Below are 22047 nucleotides of genomic sequence, written 5' to 3'. Positions count from 1 at the left end.
CGATAACGTTGGCCTGCAGTTCCGGCGTTCCCTATGACTTCTGCAAGGGCATTAGCCCCCAGGAAATTTGCGGCGCAACGCTGATCCGGCCGCCTACGATTTCTGCGGCACGGGCGGGACCAAGCAGCCACAGCTCCACCTGATCGGCATTGATGGTCCCTTCGGTCTGGACGGCCCCTTTTACGCGGAAATGCTCCGCCTGACAGCCGCGCCGGACCGTGCATTTTCCCGTGATTTGAATGTTGTCGCCGGAGATGCCTTCCCCGATTCGAATATCGCCGTTAAGCCGTGATTTGACGACGCGCAGTTCCCCGCTGATGTCCTTGACCTTGCTTGCTGGACCGGCCAAACTCAGGCTGATCTGTCCTGCGTTAAGCATCCCGGCGACCTGGATATGTCCGTGAATGTCCATTTCTTCAAATTCGGCGCTGCCTCCGAGCTTCATACCTCCGTTGATCTCGGCCCGTTCGCCCGACGAGGAGCCTCCGGCCTGCAGCATCCCGTTAATTGTTAACGTCGTGAACTTAACGTCCCCGCTCAGTTTGAGAATACCGTCCAGCCGGAAATCTCCGCCGCTCATACCGCAGGTTCCCGGCCCGTTGCCGTTTAACCGGAAGCGGCCGGCCTCCAGGGAGCCGCCTTTTACTTTCAGTGTACCGCTGGCGGTTAAAGCCGAGCAGCTGATATCCCCGTTTAACGTAGCGATTCCGTCGGTTGTCACATTGCCGTATACGCCGCCTGACGCCTACCCGGCACCGCTGATCCGCAAATCCTTCAACTTGGGCTGCTCCATTTATCCTTCACTTCCCCCCACCAATAATTTCAATTCCTCCGTACACCGCGCAAGCGATAACCTTGCCACCGTCCTGACGCTGCGATCGACGTAAATTTCGCTGTCGCCCGGCACCAGAATAAACGCCGCACACCCATTTTGCGGATCAAGTGAATGCCGCATTCTCCGCCGGTCAGAGCGGGAAGCCGCTCTTCCAGCGTCCGCACGAGCAAACACCCCTCCTCCAGCGAAATATCGCCGCTCAGCAGCAGTTTATCCAGCATGTAAACGACCAGGATTTTATCAAAACCGAACATCGGCGACTCCGCTCCCGGAACACTAGGCAAATGAGAACCATCACCGCTGGCGAAATTATTGTCGTTCAATCCCATACGTTGGATGCGCGGAAGGGATGTCTAACGGACCTCAGCGACCTTATCCATCTATTTCCCGAGTATTTCCCAGCCTAACGGACCCACATGACTCTATTTCGCTCTAAACGAGCTCGCCCGGGCCGATTCGAGGTAAATAGGGGCATCTCTGTCCGTTACATTTTGCAAACCTCCGTTTTTCCGCAAATAAGGGCTCTGGGGTCCTTTAGCCTTCAGCCCCCCCCCTTCTCCTCACTTCTATACCTGCCTCTTCAGCCTCTACCCGGCCTGAATTTTTTTGGAGTTCCGGCTTTAATCAAAAAAAACGTGCGGCCCTTTCCTTTGCAGGAACAGAGCCGCACGCAGCGTTATGGGTATGAGTTTAAAAGAATGCCGTTTAAAGCTTAAACCGTTCGATTTGCGCATTGACATCGGCGGCCATCCGCGCCAGGCCTTCCGAAGCCGAGGAGATCTCTTCCATCGAAGCGAGCTGCTCCTCGGTGGCGGCGGTTACGCCCTGGAAGCTTTCCAGGCTTTTCGCCGAAGTTGTCGCGATCTGCTCGACCGAACTTGCGATTTCGTCCGCGCTTGCCGACATCTGCTCGGTAATGGCCGACACTTCATGGATTTGCTCCGAAATGCGCTGCGTCGAGCGCTCGATTTCGCGGAACGCTTGCTGGGCTTGTTCGGTAACGGACATGCCCCGGTCCACATTCGCGTTGACATCTTGCTTGATCATTTGGTACGCCTTGCCGGTAAGCTCGGTCATCTGTTCGATATGCTCCTGAATGCGGTCCGCCGTAGCGCGCGACTGCTCGGCCAGCTTGCGCACCTCGCCCGCCACGACCGCAAAGCCGCGGCCTTCTTCGCCGGCCCGGGCCGCCTCGATCGCCGCGTTCAGCGCCAGCAGATTCGTTTGCCCGGCGATGTCCGAAATCGAGCCGCTCATCTCGGCGACTAAAGAGCTAAGCTCGTTCATCTGCTGCATCATCTCCGCCGATTCGCGGGTGGAGCGGCGAATTTCTTCCATTTGCAGCCCGACCTGAGCAACCTTCTCGCTGCCGTTCTGCACATCGGATACCGTCTGCGAAGACGACTGGACAATGGTAGACGAAGCTTCGGCGATTTTGCGAATACCCATGGACATTTCATCCATTGTTCTGGCGCTCTCGGCCGAGGACGAAGCCTGACTTTCCGCATCGCCCGACGCCTCTTGCACCAGTTCGACGACATGCTCGACCGCTTTCGCGTTTTGCTCCGTTCCGGCCGTCAGTTCTTCGCTCGAAGCAGCGAGTTGACTGGCGGTTTCGGACATTTCCTGCACCATGGTGCGCAAGGAGGCCAGCATGCCGTTATAATTCGTGGCCAGCTCTCCAATTTCATCCTTCCGCTTGGTTTCGACGTCTTCGTTTAAGTAGCCTTCACTAACCCGGCGCGCCGAGCGGTTCAACCGTTCGATCGGACGGGTAATGCTGCGGATGACGAAAAACAGCACGATACCGGCAACCACCAGTGAAATCCCTAAAACGATCAGGGATGTCCATAAAATCGGCATTGAGGCCTCGCTAAATTCCTGTAGTTCCAAGACGCCGACGACCTTGAATCCCGTAAGTTTGTTCGTTGTGAAAAATACGCTTTGCGGCAAATCTGTCTTCGGGTTAACATACTCCATAAATCCCGATTCCGTCCCCTGAATTTTGGCGATTTGATTTCCGCTCGCTTCTTCTCCAATGCCGTTTGTCGGATGCGACACAAACTTGCTGGTCCGGTCCATGATATAAATGTACCCGTTTTTGCCCAGACGTATCGTTTTAACCATTTCGTTCAACTGAGCCAAATCGAGGGAAACCGTGATCGCACCCTTACCATCCGCCAACGCGCGGCTAATGAACAAATTGTAGTGGCCGGTCGTAGACGAAGTGAATGGGTCGATGATTACCGTCTCCTTTGGAGCCTTCATTGCGGCTTTGTACCAGTCTCTATCCCGCGGGTCATAGTCCTGCTTGCCGGGATCCGGCGCTTTCATCCACGCCCCGTTTTGATTCCCGGCGGTCAGGACCTCCAGCTCGGGATGTTTCTCCATATATAATTCCAGCAGTTCCTGGACTTCAGGCGACTTCGCGTCGATTTGCGCCGAATCAATTTGCATTACCAATTGTTCGACGTTGCGGCTTTCCGCTTCGATGATTTGATTCAGCGTTTCATCCAGCAGGTTTACGTTCGATTTGACGCTTTCCTCCATTTTGGAGCGCAGTTGCCCGCTGGCGCTGGTATAACTGGAATACGCGACAACTAGGTTCGGGATGATCAGCAAGACGGCAAAAATAAGGAGCATCCGATTACGCAATGTCCTGACTTCAAATAAACTAAGCAGACGGTTCCAAAAAGCCTTCATTAAATTCTCTCCTTTGCGGTATGTGTAAAAATTAAAAGTAAACTGAATTGATAGGGATGACGTTTGATTGAGGAGGGAGTTAAAGATCATTCACATAAAGTGGCATAATCTATATTTCGACAATTTACAGCACTTTTTATAGAGCATTTCTGAAATTTCAATGAAAAAAATTATATTCCCTTTCATTTTTTCACACAAAAATGGGATGGTTTAGGAGTGCCGCTCGCTCACAAAAAAAGCAACCGCTCGTCAATGACGAGGGCTGCTTTCGATTAACCGGATCATCACAGCATCTACCGGCTAATTATTTGCTTTTGTCCGCGTACTCCTGTACCCATACCCGGCCGCTTTCCAGCTTCTGCTCTGCGCGTTCGATCGCCGCGGCGACCTGCTGTGAAGCCGTGCCTCCATAAACATCCCGCGCATTTACTACGCTTTCCGGCTGCAGCACCTGATAGATGCTGTTGTCGAACAGCGGCGAAAACTGTTTGAATTCCTCCAGCGTAAGGTCCAACAAATATTTGCCGTTTTGGATGCAGTACAGCACCGTTTTGCCGATGACCTCATGCGCCTGACGGAACGGCAGGCCTTTGTTCGCCAGGAAGTCGGCGATGTCGGTCGCATTGGAAAAGTCCTGGTTCACCGCTTCGCGCATCCGCTCCTTGTTTACCTTCATCGTGGCGATCATCGGAGCGAACAGCTGCAGTGCCCCCTGCAGCGTGGCGACCGTGTCGAACATGCCTTCCTTGTCCTCCTGCATGTCTTTGTTGTACGCCAGCGGCAGCGACTTGAGCACGGTGAGCAGCCCCATCAGGTTGCCGTACACCCGCCCCGTCTTGCCACGTACCAGTTCCGGAACGTCCGGGTTTTTCTTCTGCGGCATGATGCTGCTGCCCGTGCAAAACGCATCGTCCAACTCAATAAAGCGGAATTCGGTGCTGCTCCACAGCACCAGCTCTTCGCTGAGACGCGACAGATGCATCATCAAAATCGAAGCGTCCGCCAAAAATTCGAGAATAAAGTCGCGGTCGCTGACCGCATCAAGGCTGTTTTCATAAACGCCGTCAAAATGCAGCTGCGCGGCCACGAAATGCCGGTCGATCGGGAACGTCGTCCCCGCCAGCGCCCCCGCCCCCAACGGCAGTACATTGATGCGCTTATAGCTGTCCTGCAGGCGTTCGATGTCGCGCTGGAACATGGATACGTACGCCAGCAAATGATGGGCGAACAAAATCGGCTGCGCCCGCTGCAGATGGGTATACCCGGGAACGATCGTATCCTGGTTCGCCTTGGCTTGTCCCAGCAGCGCCTCCTGCAAATCCTGCAGCAGGGCGACGAACTCGACAACCCGTTTGCGCAGGTACAAATGCATGTCCGTCGCCACCTGATCGTTCCGGCTCCGCCCGGTATGCAGCTTCCCGCCGACCCCGCCGACCTCTTCGATCAGCTGTTTTTCGATATTCATGTGAATATCTTCATCCGACACGGAATACTCCAGCTCGCCGCGCCGGATTTTGTGCAAGACGGCATGCAGGCCTTCTTTTATTTTCTCTACGTCCTCCTCGGACAGAATCCCGCATTTGCCCAGCATCGTCACATGCGCCAGGCTCCCCTGCACATCCTCCTCGGCCAGCGCTTTGTCAAACCCGATGGAGGCGGTATATTCCTCGACTAAACGGTTGGTCTGCTTCGTGAAGCGGCCTCCCCACAGCTTGCTCACCTGATCCACTCCCTTATCTGCTATAGAAGTAACTTATAAAGCTCGTTCAACGACCTTACTTGCTTTTGTTCTGTTCCACGCCGGAGCTTACTTTAAGCCGCAGGGCGTTCAGATGAATAAAGCCCGTCGCATCGCCTTGATCATACGCCTGGGTCGGATCTTCCTCCATCGTGGCGATGTCCGGATTGTACAGGCTGACCGGGCTCTTAACGCCGGCGGCGATGATGTTGCCTTTGTACAGCTTCACGCGCACCGTGCCCGTCACGTTCTTCTGGCTTTCGGTCACCAGCGCCTGCAATGCCAGGCGTTCCGGGGCAAACCAGAAGCCGTTGTAAACGAGCGTGCTGTAGCGTGTGATCAGGCTGTCACGCAGGTTCATCACTTCACGATCCATCGTCAGCGACTCCATTTTGCGGTGAGCCGTGAACAGGATCGTGCCGCCCGGCGTTTCGTATACCCCGCGGCTTTTCATGCCGACGAAGCGGTTTTCCACCATGTCGACACGGCCGATGCCGTGTTTGCCGCCAAGTTCATTCAGCTTCTCCATCACAGCCAGCGGATCCAGACGTTCACCGTTCAGCGCCACGCAGTTGCCCTGCGCGAATTCCAGCTCCAAATATTCCGGCTGGTCCGGCGCATCCTCCGGCGACACGCTGAGCAAGTACATATCTTTGTTCTCCGGCGCGGCCGCGTCAAACCACGGATCCTCCAGCACCCCGCTCTCATAGCTGATGTGCAGCAGATTGCGGTCCATCGAATACGGCTTCGCCGCCGAGGCTGTCACCGGGATGCCGTTCGCTTCGGCGTAAGCGATCATTTGCGCGCGGCCCGGGAAGCGGTCGCGGAACTCGGAAAGCCGCCATGGCGCGATCACTTTAATCTCCGGCGCCAGCGCCGCGGCGGCCAGCTCAAAACGCACCTGGTCGTTGCCTTTGCCGGTAGCGCCGTGCGCAATCGCCGTCGCCCCTTCGGCGCGAGCGATCTCAACCATACGCTTCGCGATCAGCGGGCGCGCAATGCTCGTTCCGAGCAGGTACTGTCCTTCATACAAAGCCCCTGCCTGGAACATCGGGAAAATAAAGTCTTTAGCGAACTCCTCGCGCAGGTCGTCGATATATACTTTCGAAGCGCCGGTGGCCAGTGCCTTCGCTTCCAGCCCATCCAGCTCTTCCTTCTGGCCGATGTCGGCGGTGAACGCAATGATCTCCGCGTCATAAGTTTCTTTTAACCATTTCAGAATAACCGACGTATCCAGTCCCCCGGAATAGGCCAGCACGATTTTTTCTTTTGCCATGATCCTGATATCCTCCTCATTGATTGTCAAAGCGAAACCCGGGCTCCCCCGGGCATCTCCCAAATTATCCGAGCAAAGCCGCCATCAGCGCTTTTTGGGCATGGAGCCGGTTCTCGGCCTCATCAAAAATAAGCGAGTGCGGGCCGTCGATCACGCCTTCGCTGACTTCTTCGCCGCGATGCGCCGGTAAACAGTGCAGAAACACGTACTCCGATTTGGCGTATTTTACCAGCTCTTCGTTGACCTGATAATCCTTAAAAGCGAGCTCCCGGGTTTTTTGCTCCTCCTCAAAGCCCATGCTGGCCCACACGTCCGTATAAATAGCGTCGGCGTCCTGCACGGCAACCTTAGGATCGCGGACCACTTCAATCTGCGCACCCGTCGCTTTGGCGATTTCTTGCGCGTCCGCCACGATTTGCGGATCCGGCTCGTAGCCTTCCGGGCTCGCCACCGACACATGAACCCCAAGCTTCGCCCCGCCGATCATCAGCGAATGGGCCATGTTGTTGCCGTCGCCGATGTAGGCCAGCTTTAGCCCTTGAAGCGTTCCCTTATGCTCATAAAGCGTCTGGAAGTCGGCCAGCACCTGGCACGGGTGAGCCAGATCGCTCAGGCCGTTAATGACCGGCACAGTGGCGTAGCGGGCCAAATCGACCACTCTGTCATGGCCAAACGTACGGATCATAATGCCGTCCAAATAGCGGGACATCACTCCGGCCGTATCGGCGATCGTTTCGCCGCGCCCGAGCTGGATATCGTTTTTGCTCAAAAACAAAGCATGACCGCCCAATTGATAAACTCCCACTTCAAAAGATACCCGCGTCCGCGTCGACGATTTTTCGAAAATCAGCCCGACGGTTTTGCCTTTGAGCGGTTGGTACACCTCGCCGTTCTTCTGTTTGCGCTTGAGTTCGACGGCCAGGTCAATCAAATAGTGAAGCTCTTCCGTAGTATAATCGGTTAATTCGATAAAATCACGTCCGCTCAGGTTAATGCTGCTGCGTTTCGCCTGCTCCAGCAAACTCATCGGTTATTTCCCCTCCTTGGCGGTATATGCTGCGATCACGTCGGCCAGCGTAGCTACGGCCTGATCGATTTCGTCCTTCGTCACTTTCAGGTTCGGCAGCAAACGGATGACGTTGGGTCCGGCCGTGACGAACAACAGGCCATGTTGCTGGCCAAGCGTCACGATATCCGCGACCGGTCCGGCGCATTCGATGCCGATTAAGAGACCTTTGCCGCGGACTTGCTTCACAAACGGAACAGCTTGGAACGTTCCCTCCAGGCGGCTGACCAGGTAACGGCCCATCTCGCCTACGTGCTCGGGAATCCGCTCCTCCTTCATCGTTTCGAGCGTGGCGATGATCGCCGCCGCCGTCACCGGATTGCCGCCGAAAGTGGAAGCATGGGTTCCCGGCGTAAACGCCTCGCGCAAATACTCCTTCGCCAGCATCGCACCGGCCGGGAGACCGCTGGCGATACCTTTCGCCGAAGTGAAAATGTCCGGCTCAATGCCGTAATGCTGATGAGCGAACCATTTGCCGGTCCGGCCCATCCCGGTTTGCACCTCGTCGATGATCAGCAGCAGCCCCTGCTCCCGGCACAGCGACGCAACCTCCTGCACAAAGCCGTGATCGACCGGGTGTACGCCGCCTTCGGCTAGAACCATTTCCAGCATCACTGCAGCGGTGTGCGGGCCGATGGCTGCTTTGAGCGCGTCCAGGTCATGCAGCGGCACGGTTTTGAACCCAGCCGGCAGCGGCAGGAAGCCGTCCTTCACCTTTTGCTGGCCGGTGGCCGTCAGCGTCGCCAGCGTCCGGCCGTGGAACGATTGCTCGAACGTAATAATCTCATAACGTTCCGTTCCCTTAACCTTCTGATGGTATCTGCGCGCCAGTTTGATCGCCGCTTCGTTCGCCTCCGCGCCGCTGTTGCAAAAAAACACCACATCGGCGCAGCTGACTTCGGTCAGCATCCGGGCCGCCGTCTCCTGCTGCGGAATATGGAACAGGTTGGAGACATGCCACAGCTCGTCGAGCTGGGCTTTCACCTTGGCCTTCACTTTTTCCGGCGCATGTCCTAAGCTGGTTACGGCCAAGCCGCTCATAAAGTCCAAATAGCGGTTGCCTTTATCGTCCCACAGCCAGCTCCCCTGGCCTTTAACAAGATGAATCGGATACCGGGCGTAGCTTGGGAAAACCGTGCTGGGGGTGGAGCCAAAGCTCGCACCGGAGTTGGTGCTTGCGCCGGGGCTTCCGGCCGCAGAGGTATTTCCGGCTGTAGCGGCATCCCCCGCTCCTCCGGCGGCAGCGTTCGCAGGTTTCCCCGTTTCTTTCACATCACTTTGTGCCATAAACTTTTTCACTCCTGTCTATGATTGAGAAATAAAATCGATCGGCTCGCTGTGCAGCCCCTTTCGCGGCGCCACACGCAACATAACGGTAAAAAATGTCGTTATTTCGGCGATATCCCTCACTTTGCGTGAAATAGAGGAAATTTATGTCGTTATTTTCCCGAATCGCAGAGAAATTACCCTTTTTCACACCGTTCCTTGGAAAATAAGGACAAAAAAGTCCGCTAATGGGGATGAACGTGCTCGAATCGAAAAATAAGAACTTAAAGTTCCGCTATTTTGACGGGTCCGCGTTATCTTAGCGCAAACAGAAACAATGGCGCTACTGCATCCGGACGATTTTGGTGCCGATCTTTTCGCCGGACAACACTTTCCCCAGCACGCCGGGTTCGGCGCCGTTGACGATGACGACTTCTTTGACTTTGCCGCTGATGCAGTCCACCGCCGCGCGAACCTTCGGAATCATACCGCCGTAAATTTCCCCGGCCAAAATCATGTCCTCGATCTGCTGCACAGTAATCGTCTCCAGCACGCGCTTTTCCCCGTTCACGGTCTTCATGATGCCGGGGACATCCGTCACGACGATCATCCTCGACACGCCCAGTTCGGACGCTACCGCGCCTGCGGCGGTATCGGCGTTGATGTTGTAGCGCTGGCCGTCCGGGCCGACGCCGACGGGGGCAATGACCGGCATGTAACCGAGGTCCAGCACGCCGGCCACCAAATCGGCGTTGACGCGAGTCACTTCGCCGACTAGGCCTACCTCATGGCTTGCCGCCACCGGCTTCGCCTGCAGCAGGCTGCCGTCCACACCGGACAGGCCAAGCGCCTTACCGCCGGATTTGGCGATCCGCCGCACGATCATTTTGTTGATGCTGCCGGACAACACCATTTCCACCACATCAAGCACTTCTTCCGAGGTATAGCGCAGTCCGTTTACGAACTTGCTTTCGATCCCCAGCTTGCCGAGATTTTCCGAGATCGCCGGCCCGCCGCCGTGCACGATGACCGGCTGAACACCGTTCTCCTGCAGCTTGACGAGATCGCCAAAAAAAGAATCCGGCAGCTCCGCAAGCGTGCTGCCTCCGCATTTCATGACAAACATCCGCCCTCCGGAAAGCTTACCCGCGGCATCCGGGGCGCTGTTTACTGCCGTTGTCATCGTCAAAAGCTCCTTTCCGATCCGCCAGATTTCAAAATTAGGTGAAGCGCAATAGCAATAGCAATATGAGCTTATCTTAAATCATCGGTCCGCATCCAGATTAAGTCCGGTAAGCGGCGTTGATCCGTACGTAATCGTAGGTTAAATCACAGCCCCAGGCAGTCGCTTCCCCCTTGCCGTTATGCAGGGCAACGAAAATATCCACGGTGTCGCCCTTCAGATAGGCGAGCGCTTCATCCTCGTCGAAAGGAATCGGCCGCGAGCCCGACAGCACAAGGATGTCGCCGAGCTTGATGTCGACGGTCTCGGGGTTGATCGGCTCGCCGGCGCGGCCCGCCGCCGCGATAATACGGCCCCAGTTGGCGTCGGCGCCAAACACCGCGGATTTGACCAGGCTCGAGCCGACGATCGTCTTGGCGATCGCGCGGGCGGACGCATCGCTGACCGCTCCCGTGACCGTCACTTCGACGAGGCGCGTGGCGCCTTCGCCGTCGCGGGCGATCGACTTGGCGAGCGTCTCGCACACGTACCGGAACGCGGCGGCGAAGGCGTCCCAGTCGGCGTGACCCGGCGCAAGCTTGCTGTTACCAGCCAGGCCGCTCGCCATCGCCAGCAGCATGTCGTTCGTGCTGGTATCTCCGTCGACCGTGATCATATTAAACGTCAGATCGGTCGTCTCCCCCAGCAAGCTTTGCAGGGCCTGCGGCTCGATCGCGGCATCGGTCGTCACAAAGGCGAGCATCGTCGCCATGTTCGGATGAATCATGCCCGAGCCTTTGGCCGCCCCGGCGATCGTCACCTCGTGCCCGCCTGCGTCGAGCTTGACGCACACCTCTTTTTTCACGAGGTCGGTCGTCAAAATCGCCTGGCAAAAGCCCTCGGCGCCCTCGCCGCTTGCCGTCAAAGCCGCCGGCAAACCGGCGATGCCGGCGGAAACGAGGTCCATCGGCAACAGTTCGCCGATGACCCCGGTCGAGGCCACGGCGACCTCGTGCTCGCCGAGCCCAAACGCCGCGGCGGCCGCGGCGCGCATGGCGTACGCGTCGGCTTCGCCTTGCGCGCCGGTGCAGGCGTTGGCGTTGCCGCTGTTGACGACGACGGCCCGCAGCCGCCGCCCTTCAGACGCGATACTCTCCCGCGTCACCTTCAGCGGGGCGGCCTGGAACACGTTCGTCGTGTACACGGCCGCGGCCACCGCCGGCACCTCGCATACGATCGCGCCGAGATCGTTGCGCGACGTCTTTTTCAAACCGCAATGCAATCCGCCGGCCCGAAAGCCCTTTGGAGAGGTAATGCTTCCCTCAGGCGCTGTGCGAAATAAACTAACTACTCCCATGACGTTCTCCTTTCCATCTCCTCAGCCAATTTCGATACTTTCGCTTATGCGCGCTGTTCATTTTCGAGGAGGCCGAAAGCCCCGCCAATCTTGAACTTTATTTACGGATAAACCGGGACGTAGTTTAGTCCGGCCGTTTCGTCCCAGCCCATCATCAGGTTTAAATTTTGAATCGCCTGGCCCGCGGCCCCTTTGACCATATTGTCGATCACGGAAATGATCGTCAGCCTACCGGTCCGCCGGTCCGCCGCAAACCCGATGTCGCAATAATTCGAGCCGAACACTTCTTTCGTCGCCGGCCATCTGCCATTTTCACGAATACGGACAAAAGAACGCCCCTTGTAAAACTGCCGGTACAGCTGAATCAAATCGTCCTCCGTATATGCACCCTTCAGCCCGGCGTACATCGTGCTCATAATTCCCCTCGTCATTGGCGTCAGATGCGTCGTAAACGTCACCGTCACCGGCTCGCCGGCGACCTGGGACAAAATTTGCTCGATTTCGGGAATATGCTGGTGTTTATTCACTTTGTATGCTTTTAAATTTTCATTGATTTCCGCATAGTGCGTCGTCAGGCTTGTGCTCCTGCCCGAACCGGACACGCCTGATTTGGCGTCGATGATGATGCTGCCCGGATCGATCCAGCCCGCGCTAAGCGCAGGGATCAAGCCAAGCAGGGTCGCCGTCGGGTAGCAGCCGGGGTTGGAGATTAGCCCCGCGCCGGGCACCTCATCGCCGTATACTTCGCTAAGTCCGTAAACCGCCTGCTCCAGCAGCTTGCTGTCCGGCGCCTCATGTTTATACCACGTTTCATACACGTCTCCGTCTTTAAGCCGAAAATCGCCGGAAAGATCGATCACCTTCAGCCCGGCCTTCAGCAGTTCAGGCACCAGCTTGCCGCTGACGCCGGACGGCGTTGCGGTGAATACGACCTCCGCTTTGGCGGCGATTTCCTCCGGCTCCACCGCGTCCAAAGGCTGGACGATAATATCCGACAAATGCGGAAACCCTTCCGAGATCGGCGCTCCGGCGCTGGATGCCGAAATGACCGAGACAATCTCTACCGCCGGATGCCCCCATAAAAAACGAATCAGCTCCACGCCGCCGTACCCCGTAGAACCGACAATCGCAACTTTTACCTTTTCCCCGTTCACCTGCTTGCCCTCGCTTTCTTCTCCCGCCTGTTTCTATCAAACCAACAACCCGGAATGTATAAAACCGTATTAAATATGTATTATTATACGAGTGAACTTATATAAATACAATCCCATTCCAAAAAATTTACACAGCAATGTTAGGAAACGCCGGTCTTAACGACTTGGACATATTAAAGTATAGTAGATAGTAAATCATAAACAGCAGGATTAAGGAGGAGTACATGATGACAACTGTAGCTTTTATTTATGCCCATCCCGATGATGAGACGTTTGGCTGCTCGTATCTGATCCGGCAAATCGCCGATGAAGGGGGCCGTGCGGTGCTGCTGACGGCAACCCGCGGGGACGCGGGAAAGACCGGGAGATTAGGGGCCATGACCCGGGATGAGCTGGCCGCCAAAAGAGACCTGGAACTGGAGAAAGCCGCGAACATATTAGGCATCTCCACGGTGGAGCAGCTAGGAATGGGAGACGGCAAGCTGAAGGAAACGGATTCGGCCCTGCTGCGGGAGAAAATCGCCGATTTTTTGCGGCGCCATCAGGCCGAAATCGTCGTCACGTTTCCGGAGGACGGCATTTCCGGGCACCAGGATCATATCGTGATCCATTATGCCGTGAATAATGTGATATTTAGTGGCCAGACGCCTACGGTACAAAAGTTGTACTATAACCAATTCGGATCGTTTGATTCAAATAAGTCGAGCGTACTGCACGTGGAAGCCGCCGGCCGCTGGGATGCCAAACGCCGGGCGCTTGAGGCCCATGAATCGCAAATTCTCAGCGTTGAGCGGGTATTCGGCAAATTAGGCCCCCATGTTCCGCCGCACCTCCGGTTGGAGTCATTCGAACTGGCCTGGGAGCGGGGCGTCCGGTTTCCGTTAAAAACCGAGCAGTCCATCTATGATGGCTTGATTTGAATCTGACATTTCTTTTGCAAACGAAAAAAAGGACTTAAACGGCTATCGAGTACTGTCAGAAAGACAGACCACGTCTCTCCAAAACCCGTTGAAATGTAAAAGTGCAGGCGATTTTCGTCGCATTTCCTCGAAATGGGCAGCCCAAATGCAAAACTGCAGTTCATTTCCGGTCAAAAGATACTTTTTTATCGAGCAGCCCCAAATGAGATGTACTTTTGCATTTCAAGCGCGCCAAAATGTGGATTTACGGAATACCAAATGTACTTTTGCAGTTGATCCATTCAAGCTGTCCTCCATAACAAAGAAAGGACTCCTCACTGAGCATCAACTTAAAGCTTACTAAAAAAATCCCCTATAATTAGCGAGTTACTTTAACCGCTAATTATAGAGGAGTTTTTTCCTACCCTCGCTTAAACCCTTCTCCCAAAACCTCATGGGCATTTGTGATGATGACGAAGGCGGTGGGGTCCAGCGTCTGCACGAGCGTTTTGAGCCGGGTGACCTCGCTTTGCCCCACGACCACCATCAGCACGGTCCGTTGATCGCCGGTATATCCGCCGCGCCCGTCTAGCTTGGTGAGCCCACGGTCCAATTGCGACAGCACAGCCCCCGATATTTCCTCGGTCTTTTCGGCGATGATATAGGCCACTTTCGTGTAGTTGAAGCCAAGCTCGATCGCGTCGATGATTTTGCCGGTAATGTATAGGCCGATCAAAGCGTATAGCGCCTTTTCCGGCGACAGTATAAACATGGCCAGGGCAATCACGGTGCCGTCCATCAGGACGACGCAAACGGATAGGCTGAGCCCGCTGTACTTCTGAATGATTTGCGCAAGCGTAGATAAACCTCCGGTCGATCCGCGGCCCCGAAAAACGATACCAAGCCCCAGGCCTACGCCGATCCCCCCATACAAAGAAGCGAGCAGCGGATCGGTCGTCGGGACCGGAAAATCTTTGGTCAGAAACACGAATAAAGGCAAAACGACCGTACCTAGCAAAGAGCGAATCGCGTAATCCCGCCCGAGCAGTAAATACCCCGCGACAAAAAGAGGAATATTCAGCGCCCACTGGGTATACGCCGGCTCCATGCCAAATAGCGCTTGAACGATAATCGAAATCCCCGATACGCCGCCCGAGGCGATGTGGTTCGGGACGAGAAATAAGTTGAAGGCCAGCGCCGTGATCAGCGATCCCACGAGAATCATAGTCGTGTCGATCGCATGGCGTACCGGTCCGGTTAAAGGAATATAATCCCCAAATCTGCGTTTGCGGGTTTTAGGCGGCACCGTGGCCCCTCCTTATTTGATCGCTTCTTAAACTATTATGTATGCACCCGAAAAATAAAAACCCACCCGATCAAGGCGGGACAAGCCCTTCGCCTGAGGTGGGTTTTCGGTTCTATAGTTGAATGCGGCACAAGGACGAAATTAGGCCTCGGAGCGAATTTGGCTGCGTAAATATCCGTCGATAAACGCGTCCAGGTCTCCGTCCATGACCGCGCCGATGTTGCCCGTCTCCACCGAGGTGCGGTGATCTTTCACCATGCTGTACGGATGGAACACGTAGGAACGGATCTGACTGCCCCAGGCGATATCGGATTGCTCGCCACGGATTTCGTCCAGTTCCTTCTGCTGCTCCTCCAGCTTGCGCTCGTACAGCTTGGAACGAAGCATCGTCATGGCGCGCTCGCGGTTTTTGATCTGGGAGCGCTCGTTCTGGCACGTCACCACGATCCCGGTCGGAATATGCGTAATCCGCACCGCCGAGTCGGTCGTGTTGATGTGCTGGCCGCCAGCGCCGCTGGCACGGTACGTGTCGATCTTCAAGTCCTCGGGACGGACTTCGACATCGACGTCTTCGCTGATCTCCGGCACGACATCGCAGGACACAAACGAGGTGTGACGCCGCCCGGAAGCGTCAAACGGCGAAATCCGCACCAAGCGGTGTACGCCTTTTTCCGCCTTCAGATAACCATAAGCGTTGTACCCTTTGATCAGCAGGGTTACGCTTTTGATCCCCGCTTCGTCGCCGGGCAAATAGTCCAGCGTCTCTACCTTGAAGCCGCGTTTCTCGGCCCAGCGGGTGTACATCCGCAGCAGCATTTGCCCCCAGTCCTGGGATTCGGTGCCGCCCGCGCCAGGGTGAAGCTCCAGAATCGCGTTCATTTTGTCGTAAGGCTGATTAAGCAGCAGCCCAAGCTCGAAATCCTCCAGCTTCCTCACCATAGCGGTAACGGACTCGGAAATCTCCGCTGCCAGCGACTCGTCGCCTTCCTCCTCGGCCAACTCGGCCATCGTTTCGATGTCGTCGTATTCCCCCTGCAACGCCAGGTACTGGTCGACGGAGGATTTCACGGCGTTCATCTCGGCGATGAGCGCTTGGGCCTTCTCGTTGTCGTCCCAAAAATCCGGGGCCGCCATTTTTTCCTCGTAGTTGGCGATCATCTCTTGCTTAAGATCTAAGTCAAAGAGACCCCCTAAGGTTGGATAATTTCTTGGCGATTTCGCGCATATCATGCTTTACGTTGGCCTCGATCATGTTAATCACCTTTCCTTAAGCGTTTTGTCCGTGGCAGTGCTTGTATTTCTTGCCGCTGCCGCATGGGCAAAGATCGTTGCGGCCGATTTCCTCGCCGCGTTTGACCGGGTGTTTCTCGGCCGGCTCGCCGCTCGTGGAAATTTTGCTCTCTTCCACAACCGCCTGGCGCTCCTGGTTCGATTCCACCTGCGCCTTCATAATATATGTCGCCACTTCCTCCTGGATACTGGCAATCATCGCGTTGAACATCTCATAGCCCTCAAATTGGTACTCGCGCAGCGGATCCGTGCCTCCGTACGCCCGCAGATGGATGCCTTGACGCAATTGGTCCATCGCATCGATATGGTCCATCCATTTGCTGTCTACGGCGCGCAGGGCGATAACTTTCTCGAATTCGCGCACCATTTCCGGGCCGATCGCCTGTTCACGAGCTTCGTATTTGGTCAAAACGCGCTCAAAAATAAGCTCCACCATCTCAGGCGGCTCCTTGCCCCACAGGTCATCCTTGGAAATAGCCCCTTCTTCCAGCAGCTTGCTGTTGACGAAGTCGGCCACTTCCTGGAGCTCCCAGTTTTCCGGAATTTCGTCGGCGGTATGCGCTTCGACCACCCGTTCGATCACCGGTTTGATCATATCGAGGATGATTTGCTTGATGTTCTCCGATTCCAGCAATTCACGGCGCTGCTTATAAATGATTTCGCGCTGCTGGTTCATCACATCGTCATATTGCAGGACGACTTTCCGCACGTCGAAGTTGTTGCCTTCGACCCGTTTCTGCGCGGATTCGATCGCCCGGGTAATCATTTTGCTTTCGATCGGCTGGTCTTCCTCGAAACCGAGGCGGTCCATCATATTCAGCACGTTGTCCGCCCCAAACCGCTTCATCAACTCGTCGCCCAGCGACAGGTAGAATTGGGTCGAACCCGGGTCGCCTTGACGTCCGGCACGGCCGCGCAGCTGGTTATCGATCCGGCGCGATTCGTGGCGTTCCGTACCGATGATATGAAGGCCGCCAAGATCGGCAACACCCTCGCCCAGCAAAATGTCGGTACCGCGGCCCGCCATGTTGGTGGCGATCGTTACGGATCCGGCTTGACCGGCACGCGAAATGATTTCCGCTTCTTCGGCATGGTATTTGGCATTCAGTACTTTATGCTGAATGCCTTTACGTTTCAGCATATCCGAAACGCGTTCGGAGTTTTCGATCGACACCGTGCCGACGAGAACCGGCTGATTGTTTTTGTGCCGCTTCACGATTTCCTCCACGACCGCCTTGAACTTGCCGTCTACGCTCTTGTAAACGACATCCGCCATGTCGGCCCGTTGGTTCGGCTTGTTGGTCGGGATCTGCAGCACTTCCAGACCGTAAATTTTCTTAAATTCCTCTTCCTCTGTTTTCGCCGTACCGGTCATCCCGGCAAGCTTGCGGTACATGCGGAAGTAGTTCTGGAACGTAATCGTGGCCAGGGTCATGCTTTCGTTCTGTACCTTGATGCCTTCCTTGGCTTCGATCGCCTGATGCAAACCGTCGCTGTAGCGGCGGCCCGCCATCAAACGGCCCGTAAACTCGTCAACGATCAGCACTTCTTCGTTAGAAACGACGTAGTCGACGTCGCGGCGCATAATCACGTTAGCCTTAAGCGCCTGCACCACATGGTGGTTGAGGGTCACATGCTTCTGATCGTACAGGTTGTCAACGCCAAAAGCCCGTTCCGCTTTGGCAACCCCTTTTTCGGTAAGCGCCACGGCCTTCACTTTAATGTCTACGGTATAGTCGTCTTCCGGTACGAGCGTCTTCACGAAGCGGTCAGCGGCATAGTACAGCTCCGTCGATTTTTGCGCCTGACCGGAAATGATCAGCGGCGTCCGCGCTTCATCGATTAAAATGGAGTCGACTTCGTCAATAATGCAAAAATAAAGCGGACGTTGCACCATCTGCTCTTTATACAGCACCATGTTGTCGCGAAGGTAGTCAAATCCGAACTCGTTGTTCGTTCCGTACGTAATGTCGCAGGCATACGCCTCCTGTTTTTGGTGGTGCTCCATGCCGTTCAGGTTGAGTCCAACCGTCATGCCCAGGTAGTTGTAGATCTGCCCCATCTGTTCGCTGTCACGCTGTGCCAAATAGTCATTGACGGTGACGACATGCACACCTTTCCCCAGGAGCGCATTCAAATAAACCGGTAGGGTCCCGACCAGCGTTTTCCCTTCACCGGTTTTCATCTCGGCAATTTTGCCTTCGTGGAGAGCGATACCGCCCAGCATCTGCACATCAAAGTGGCGCATGCCCAGCGTGCGCTTGGAAGCTTCTCTTACCGTAGCATACGCTTCAGGAAGGACTTCTTCGAGCGTTGCACCGTTTTCGATCCGTTCGCGGAATTCCGCCGTTTTCCCTTGTAATTGCTCGTCCGTCAATGCTTCAAATTGCGGCTCCAATGAATTTATATAGTCCACCGTCTTCATAAGACGTTTGACATCACGTTCATTCGTGTCGCCAAAAATCTTTTTTACTAATCCCAGCATGATTTACCCCTTTCACGCATAAACAGATGATTTGCCTAAATTGTAACAGTTTGTATGGGTCGCCGCAACACGCGCAATCACACCTCTATTACGCTAAAGCGGCCATGTATACGAATAAAGAGCCTTATCCCCGAGGGATAAGGCTCGTTTCCTTTACGTTCGGGATGCAGGAATTACCACCTCATTCACCTAATCTTCAAAAAAGAATGGAGAAATCAAGAGGTCAACCCTGTTCGATCAAACCGTATTTGCCGTCGTTCCGTTTGTAAACAACATTCACTTCACTCGTGTCGATGTTGGAGAAGACAAAGAAATTATGGCCTACCATGTTCATTTGCAAAATCGCTTCTTCCACATCCATCGGCTTTAGGGTGAAGCGTTTGGTCCGGACGACTTCCAGTTCCTCGTCGCTTTCATCCACGGCTATGGAACCGCCGTTTCCGTTTTCGGCGAACAAGCCGATCTTGACGCCTTTCTGGCGCAGCTTACGGTTGATTTTCGTTTTGTGCTTGCGGATTTGACGCTCCAGCTTGTCCACAACCGCATCAATCGATGCGTACATGTCATCGCTGCGGTCCTCCGCGCGAAGCACAACGCCGGTAAGAGGAATCGTCACCTCTACCGCGTGCAAACCTCGTACCACACTTAACGTGACAGTACCGTCTGAGGTAGGGGGTGCATCAAAGTACTTGTCTAGCCGGCTGAGCTTCTTGTCTACGTAGTCACGCAAGGCCTCAGTCACTTCAATCTGCTGTCCTCGAATACTAAAATTCATAGGGCACTCCTCCTTTGCTTTGCACCCTCATTATAACACAGGTGTTAAGGCAAAGTAAAAAGAGTTAAGGGAGTGTAAAGACCCCTATCAATTCAGCGCACGAACGGTCGGCGCTGCTTCGATCCCGGCGGCATAGTAATAATTCAGCACGCTGTAGAAATCGATCGCCTTTTGGGTATTCAGGTCGTAGACCAAAATATGCGGGCCATAGCCTTCGAGATCCTCTTCATCCAGATATCTTGGCGTTCTTTTGCCCAGCGTGTCGTCAAATGTGCTCTCATAAATATGATCAGGTCCGGATTGATAATAAGCCGCATGGTGCATAAACGAGGTGCCTTCGTTGAGATAAATCAAAATCGCATTGTTGGAGCTTGCGTAAGCGGACGAATAGCTCACCGGCGCCGAAACCGAGGCGATTTTGACGTTAAATACCTTGTGAGTCCGTGAGTTATACCCGCTTCCCCATGAGAAATAGAATTCACGTGTCCAGTCGAGATGCGAATTGTAACCCTGGGTGTTCCCGACCAGAACGCCGCTGGAGTAGATGTTCCCGTTAGCATAGGAAGCCACTACATACTTCAATGAATCCGAGATGGAGAGCAGGCTTGAATAATCGGCCGGATTCGCCGCGTTCATGCGCAGAGTATAATTATCCCCGACGCTGCCCTGCGAATAAACCCGGAACACATAATCCCCTGCCGGCAAGTTTTTCAGCGCGATCTGCGTTTGCGCATACGCACCTACACTTGTGGGATAGGCTTGTCCGGTGCTCCAATCCACAATATACAATTGTGCGAGGTAATTGCTATTGCCCGACAACAATTTCAGCACCATGCTTCTGTCCGTATTGACGCTGAAAAACCAGAAATCGTCAGGATCATCCACCTGAAGCGAGTCGGTAAAATCCATCAGCGAGCCGCTCACATCATAAACCGCATTGGTGACGATAGGTTTTTCCACCGCGATGCCCAACTTCTTGTCGGGATCAACCCCATCAAACGTCTTCAAGTCCGTTTCCGCAGTTTCTAAAGATGAAGCCCCAGGCAGCTCTAACGCCGAAGCGTCAAACGCTTGGAGTTTTGCCTCCGGCAGCTTCGTCTCCACGTTCAGTTCATCGGCCGACACCGCCGATCCGCACAACCCAAACATCACGAACAACAACACCAACACCGTTAGCACCTTACCGCTTCTGCTCTTCCTTTTCAGCATCTCATCTTCTCCTCTTTTCCGTGAGATTTGACTAGCTTGAACTTTAGAGCTTGCGGTGAAATGAACATATACGACGGTGACTGCTAAAATATAATATTATATCCATTTCACTATTTTTATAGTAAATTATTCCTTCCTGTTTGGCAATATCTGGATTCCCTGTTTTTCCCTCCATTTTTCAAGCAGGATCATTAGTATCCCGCCGCAGATCGCCCCTGCGGTATCAATCAGCACATCCTGAAACAACGCCGTGCGCCCGGGCGTGAGCATCTGATGCAGCTCGTCCGAACAAGCATAAAGGAACGAAATCAGTACCGTAATGAGCAAACGTCTGGGCCGCCCGCCGGATTTCAACGCGTACATCAGCAGCAGTCCCAATAACCCGTAACACGAAAAATGCGCGCTTTTCCGGATAAAAAACTCGATAAAACCCGCCGCCCCCAGGCTGCCAATGCTTATCTCGTGCCCTGCATAATGAAAGGCAATCCCGCTAAAGCGCTCGGCAATCGACCGATCCGAAATCGCCTTTTCGATGTCGGGTCGCAGGTCCTGTTCCTCATACGACTGGGAAGAAAATCCGAAAATAATCGCCATGAGCACAAGCGCGGGGATCCATCTGTACAACTTGCGCAATGAGTTCACCTCTTTCAACGATAAGCAAAAATAAAACCCCAGGTTTCCCCAGGGTCTATTGCTAGCGAATCTTTAATTGTTAACCATCGTACCGTGCTATGTAGGTCGGCTATGCCGGATGATTATAATTTGATTACGTTAGCGGCTTGCGGTCCACGAGCGCCTTCAACGATTTCAAACTCGACGGATTGCCCTTCCTCCAAAGTTTTGAAGCCTTCGGATTGGATTGCGGAGAAGTGTACGAATACGTCGCCGCCTTCTTCAGTTTCGATAAACCCGTAGCCTTTTTCTGCGTTGAACCATTTAACTTTACCTTGCATGCACTAACATTCCCTTCATTTTCAAATAAGCGTGTGACCCCAATAAACCAAGCCCCACATTTCTGACTATACCACCCGACTTATCCAGTGTCAATTACCAAAGAAAAGGTTTTACTGTAAATAATTTGTAAAAAAATGTCGATTGGTGAACTTTGGAGTCAGATCTGTTAATAAATAATACCCCACACAGGAACAAATGAAACACAGCTCCTAAAAAAAGCCTGACGGCGTCCTTTAATGGCTTTGACTTCTACTTTAGAGCGATTGGAGGCACGGGTTCCCACTCCTTTTTCGGTTCTTTGAGTAACCTCCCCATTCTTTCATGAACACATAGCGCCAAGTACCTTGGCCGTTTCCATCTGTAGCCTACATCCAGTGGACGTTGCTCTAACGGACACCAGTGACCTTATCCGCCCATTTCCCGGGTATTTCCCAGGCTAACGGACACACATGCACTAGCCATGCAAACAACCTGACATGAAAAGTTGAAATTATGGTCCAATTACTATTTTGGTAATTAATGAAATATATTTACAGGTTTGTTTCGGTCTTAGATTCAAAAAGGAGAATGTC

The 22047-nt window shown here is 54.3% G+C and carries 18 protein-coding genes; 1 reads left to right on the top strand and 17 read right to left on the bottom strand.

What is annotated here, in order from left to right:
• Positions 1-31: 31 nt before the first annotated feature.
• The 10 genes from ACLD72_RS27365 to argC form a co-directional block, all read right to left on the bottom strand.
• Positions 32-721, bottom strand: a complete 690-nt coding sequence (locus ACLD72_RS27365; RefSeq protein WP_411003420.1) for a hypothetical protein — start codon at positions 719-721, stop codon at positions 32-34.
• A 101-nt stretch (positions 722-822) separates the two neighbouring features.
• Entirely contained in the window at positions 823-1164 is a 342-nt protein-coding gene (locus ACLD72_RS27360) for a DUF4004 family protein (RefSeq protein WP_458476255.1), read from the bottom strand.
• Positions 1165-1540: 376 nt separating this feature from the next.
• Positions 1541-3538, bottom strand: coding sequence for a methyl-accepting chemotaxis protein (locus ACLD72_RS27355; RefSeq protein ID WP_411003418.1), 1998 nt, complete (start codon positions 3536-3538; stop codon positions 1541-1543).
• Between the two features lie 304 nt (positions 3539-3842).
• On the bottom strand, positions 3843-5258 hold the full coding sequence (gene argH / locus ACLD72_RS27350) for an argininosuccinate lyase (protein ID WP_411003417.1): 1416 nt from the start codon (positions 5256-5258) through the stop codon (positions 3843-3845).
• Positions 5259-5313: 55 nt separating this feature from the next.
• The gene (locus tag ACLD72_RS27345; protein ID WP_411003416.1) at positions 5314-6552 is read right to left on the bottom strand and encodes an argininosuccinate synthase; all 1239 of its coding nucleotides are present in this window, start codon (positions 6550-6552) and stop codon (positions 5314-5316) included.
• A gap of 64 nt (positions 6553-6616) precedes the next feature.
• Entirely contained in the window at positions 6617-7579 is a 963-nt protein-coding gene (gene argF / locus ACLD72_RS27340) for an ornithine carbamoyltransferase (RefSeq protein ID WP_411003415.1), read from the bottom strand.
• Between the two features lie 3 nt (positions 7580-7582).
• Positions 7583-8905, bottom strand: coding sequence for an acetylornithine transaminase (locus ACLD72_RS27335; RefSeq protein ID WP_411003414.1), 1323 nt, complete (start codon positions 8903-8905; stop codon positions 7583-7585).
• Between the two features lie 322 nt (positions 8906-9227).
• Complete coding sequence (argB, locus tag ACLD72_RS27330; RefSeq protein ID WP_411003413.1) at positions 9228-10067, bottom strand: acetylglutamate kinase; 840 nt, start codon at positions 10065-10067, stop codon at positions 9228-9230.
• Positions 10068-10167: 100 nt separating this feature from the next.
• On the bottom strand, positions 10168-11403 hold the full coding sequence (argJ, locus tag ACLD72_RS27325; RefSeq protein WP_411003412.1) for a bifunctional glutamate N-acetyltransferase/amino-acid acetyltransferase ArgJ: 1236 nt from the start codon (positions 11401-11403) through the stop codon (positions 10168-10170).
• A 101-nt stretch (positions 11404-11504) separates the two neighbouring features.
• Positions 11505-12557, bottom strand: a complete 1053-nt coding sequence (gene argC, locus ACLD72_RS27320; protein WP_411003411.1) for an N-acetyl-gamma-glutamyl-phosphate reductase — start codon at positions 12555-12557, stop codon at positions 11505-11507.
• A 227-nt stretch (positions 12558-12784) separates the two neighbouring features.
• Between argC and ACLD72_RS27315 the strand changes: the two genes are divergently transcribed.
• A complete protein-coding gene (locus ACLD72_RS27315) occupies positions 12785-13477 on the top strand; it encodes a PIG-L deacetylase family protein (RefSeq protein ID WP_458476253.1) in 693 nt (230 codons plus the stop codon).
• Positions 13478-13877: 400 nt separating this feature from the next.
• Here the strand turns inward: ACLD72_RS27315 and ACLD72_RS27310 are convergent, their stop codons facing one another.
• From ACLD72_RS27310 to ACLD72_RS27280, 7 genes are all read right to left on the bottom strand, one after another.
• Positions 13878-14762: a YitT family protein gene (locus ACLD72_RS27310; RefSeq protein WP_411003409.1), complete on the bottom strand. Its 885-nt coding sequence runs from the start codon at positions 14760-14762 to the stop codon at positions 13878-13880.
• 141 nt (positions 14763-14903) lie between these two features.
• Positions 14904-16014, bottom strand: a protein-coding gene (gene prfB, locus ACLD72_RS27305) for a peptide chain release factor 2 (RefSeq protein WP_411003408.1) whose coding sequence is annotated in 2 segments (ribosomal slippage) — positions 14904-15941 and positions 15943-16014 — 1110 coding nt in all. Because the reading frame shifts where the segments join, the coding sequence is not laid out codon by codon here.
• A 15-nt stretch (positions 16015-16029) separates the two neighbouring features.
• Positions 16030-18537, bottom strand: a complete 2508-nt coding sequence (secA, locus tag ACLD72_RS27300; protein ID WP_411003407.1) for a preprotein translocase subunit SecA — start codon at positions 18535-18537, stop codon at positions 16030-16032.
• Positions 18538-18760: 223 nt separating this feature from the next.
• Positions 18761-19312: a ribosome hibernation-promoting factor, HPF/YfiA family gene (gene hpf, locus ACLD72_RS27295; protein ID WP_251591975.1), complete on the bottom strand. Its 552-nt coding sequence runs from the start codon at positions 19310-19312 to the stop codon at positions 18761-18763.
• 87 nt (positions 19313-19399) lie between these two features.
• Positions 19400-20521: a hypothetical protein gene (locus ACLD72_RS27290; RefSeq protein WP_411003406.1), complete on the bottom strand. Its 1122-nt coding sequence runs from the start codon at positions 20519-20521 to the stop codon at positions 19400-19402.
• 126 nt (positions 20522-20647) lie between these two features.
• Positions 20648-21163: a VanZ family protein gene (locus ACLD72_RS27285; protein ID WP_411003405.1), complete on the bottom strand. Its 516-nt coding sequence runs from the start codon at positions 21161-21163 to the stop codon at positions 20648-20650.
• A 113-nt stretch (positions 21164-21276) separates the two neighbouring features.
• Positions 21277-21474, bottom strand: coding sequence for a cold-shock protein (locus ACLD72_RS27280; protein WP_007132290.1), 198 nt, complete (start codon positions 21472-21474; stop codon positions 21277-21279).
• Between the last annotated feature and the right edge of the window lie 573 nt (positions 21475-22047).

This window comes from Paenibacillus lacisediminis (assembly GCF_046567315.2).
This window is presented reverse-complemented; position numbering and strand designations above follow the sequence as displayed.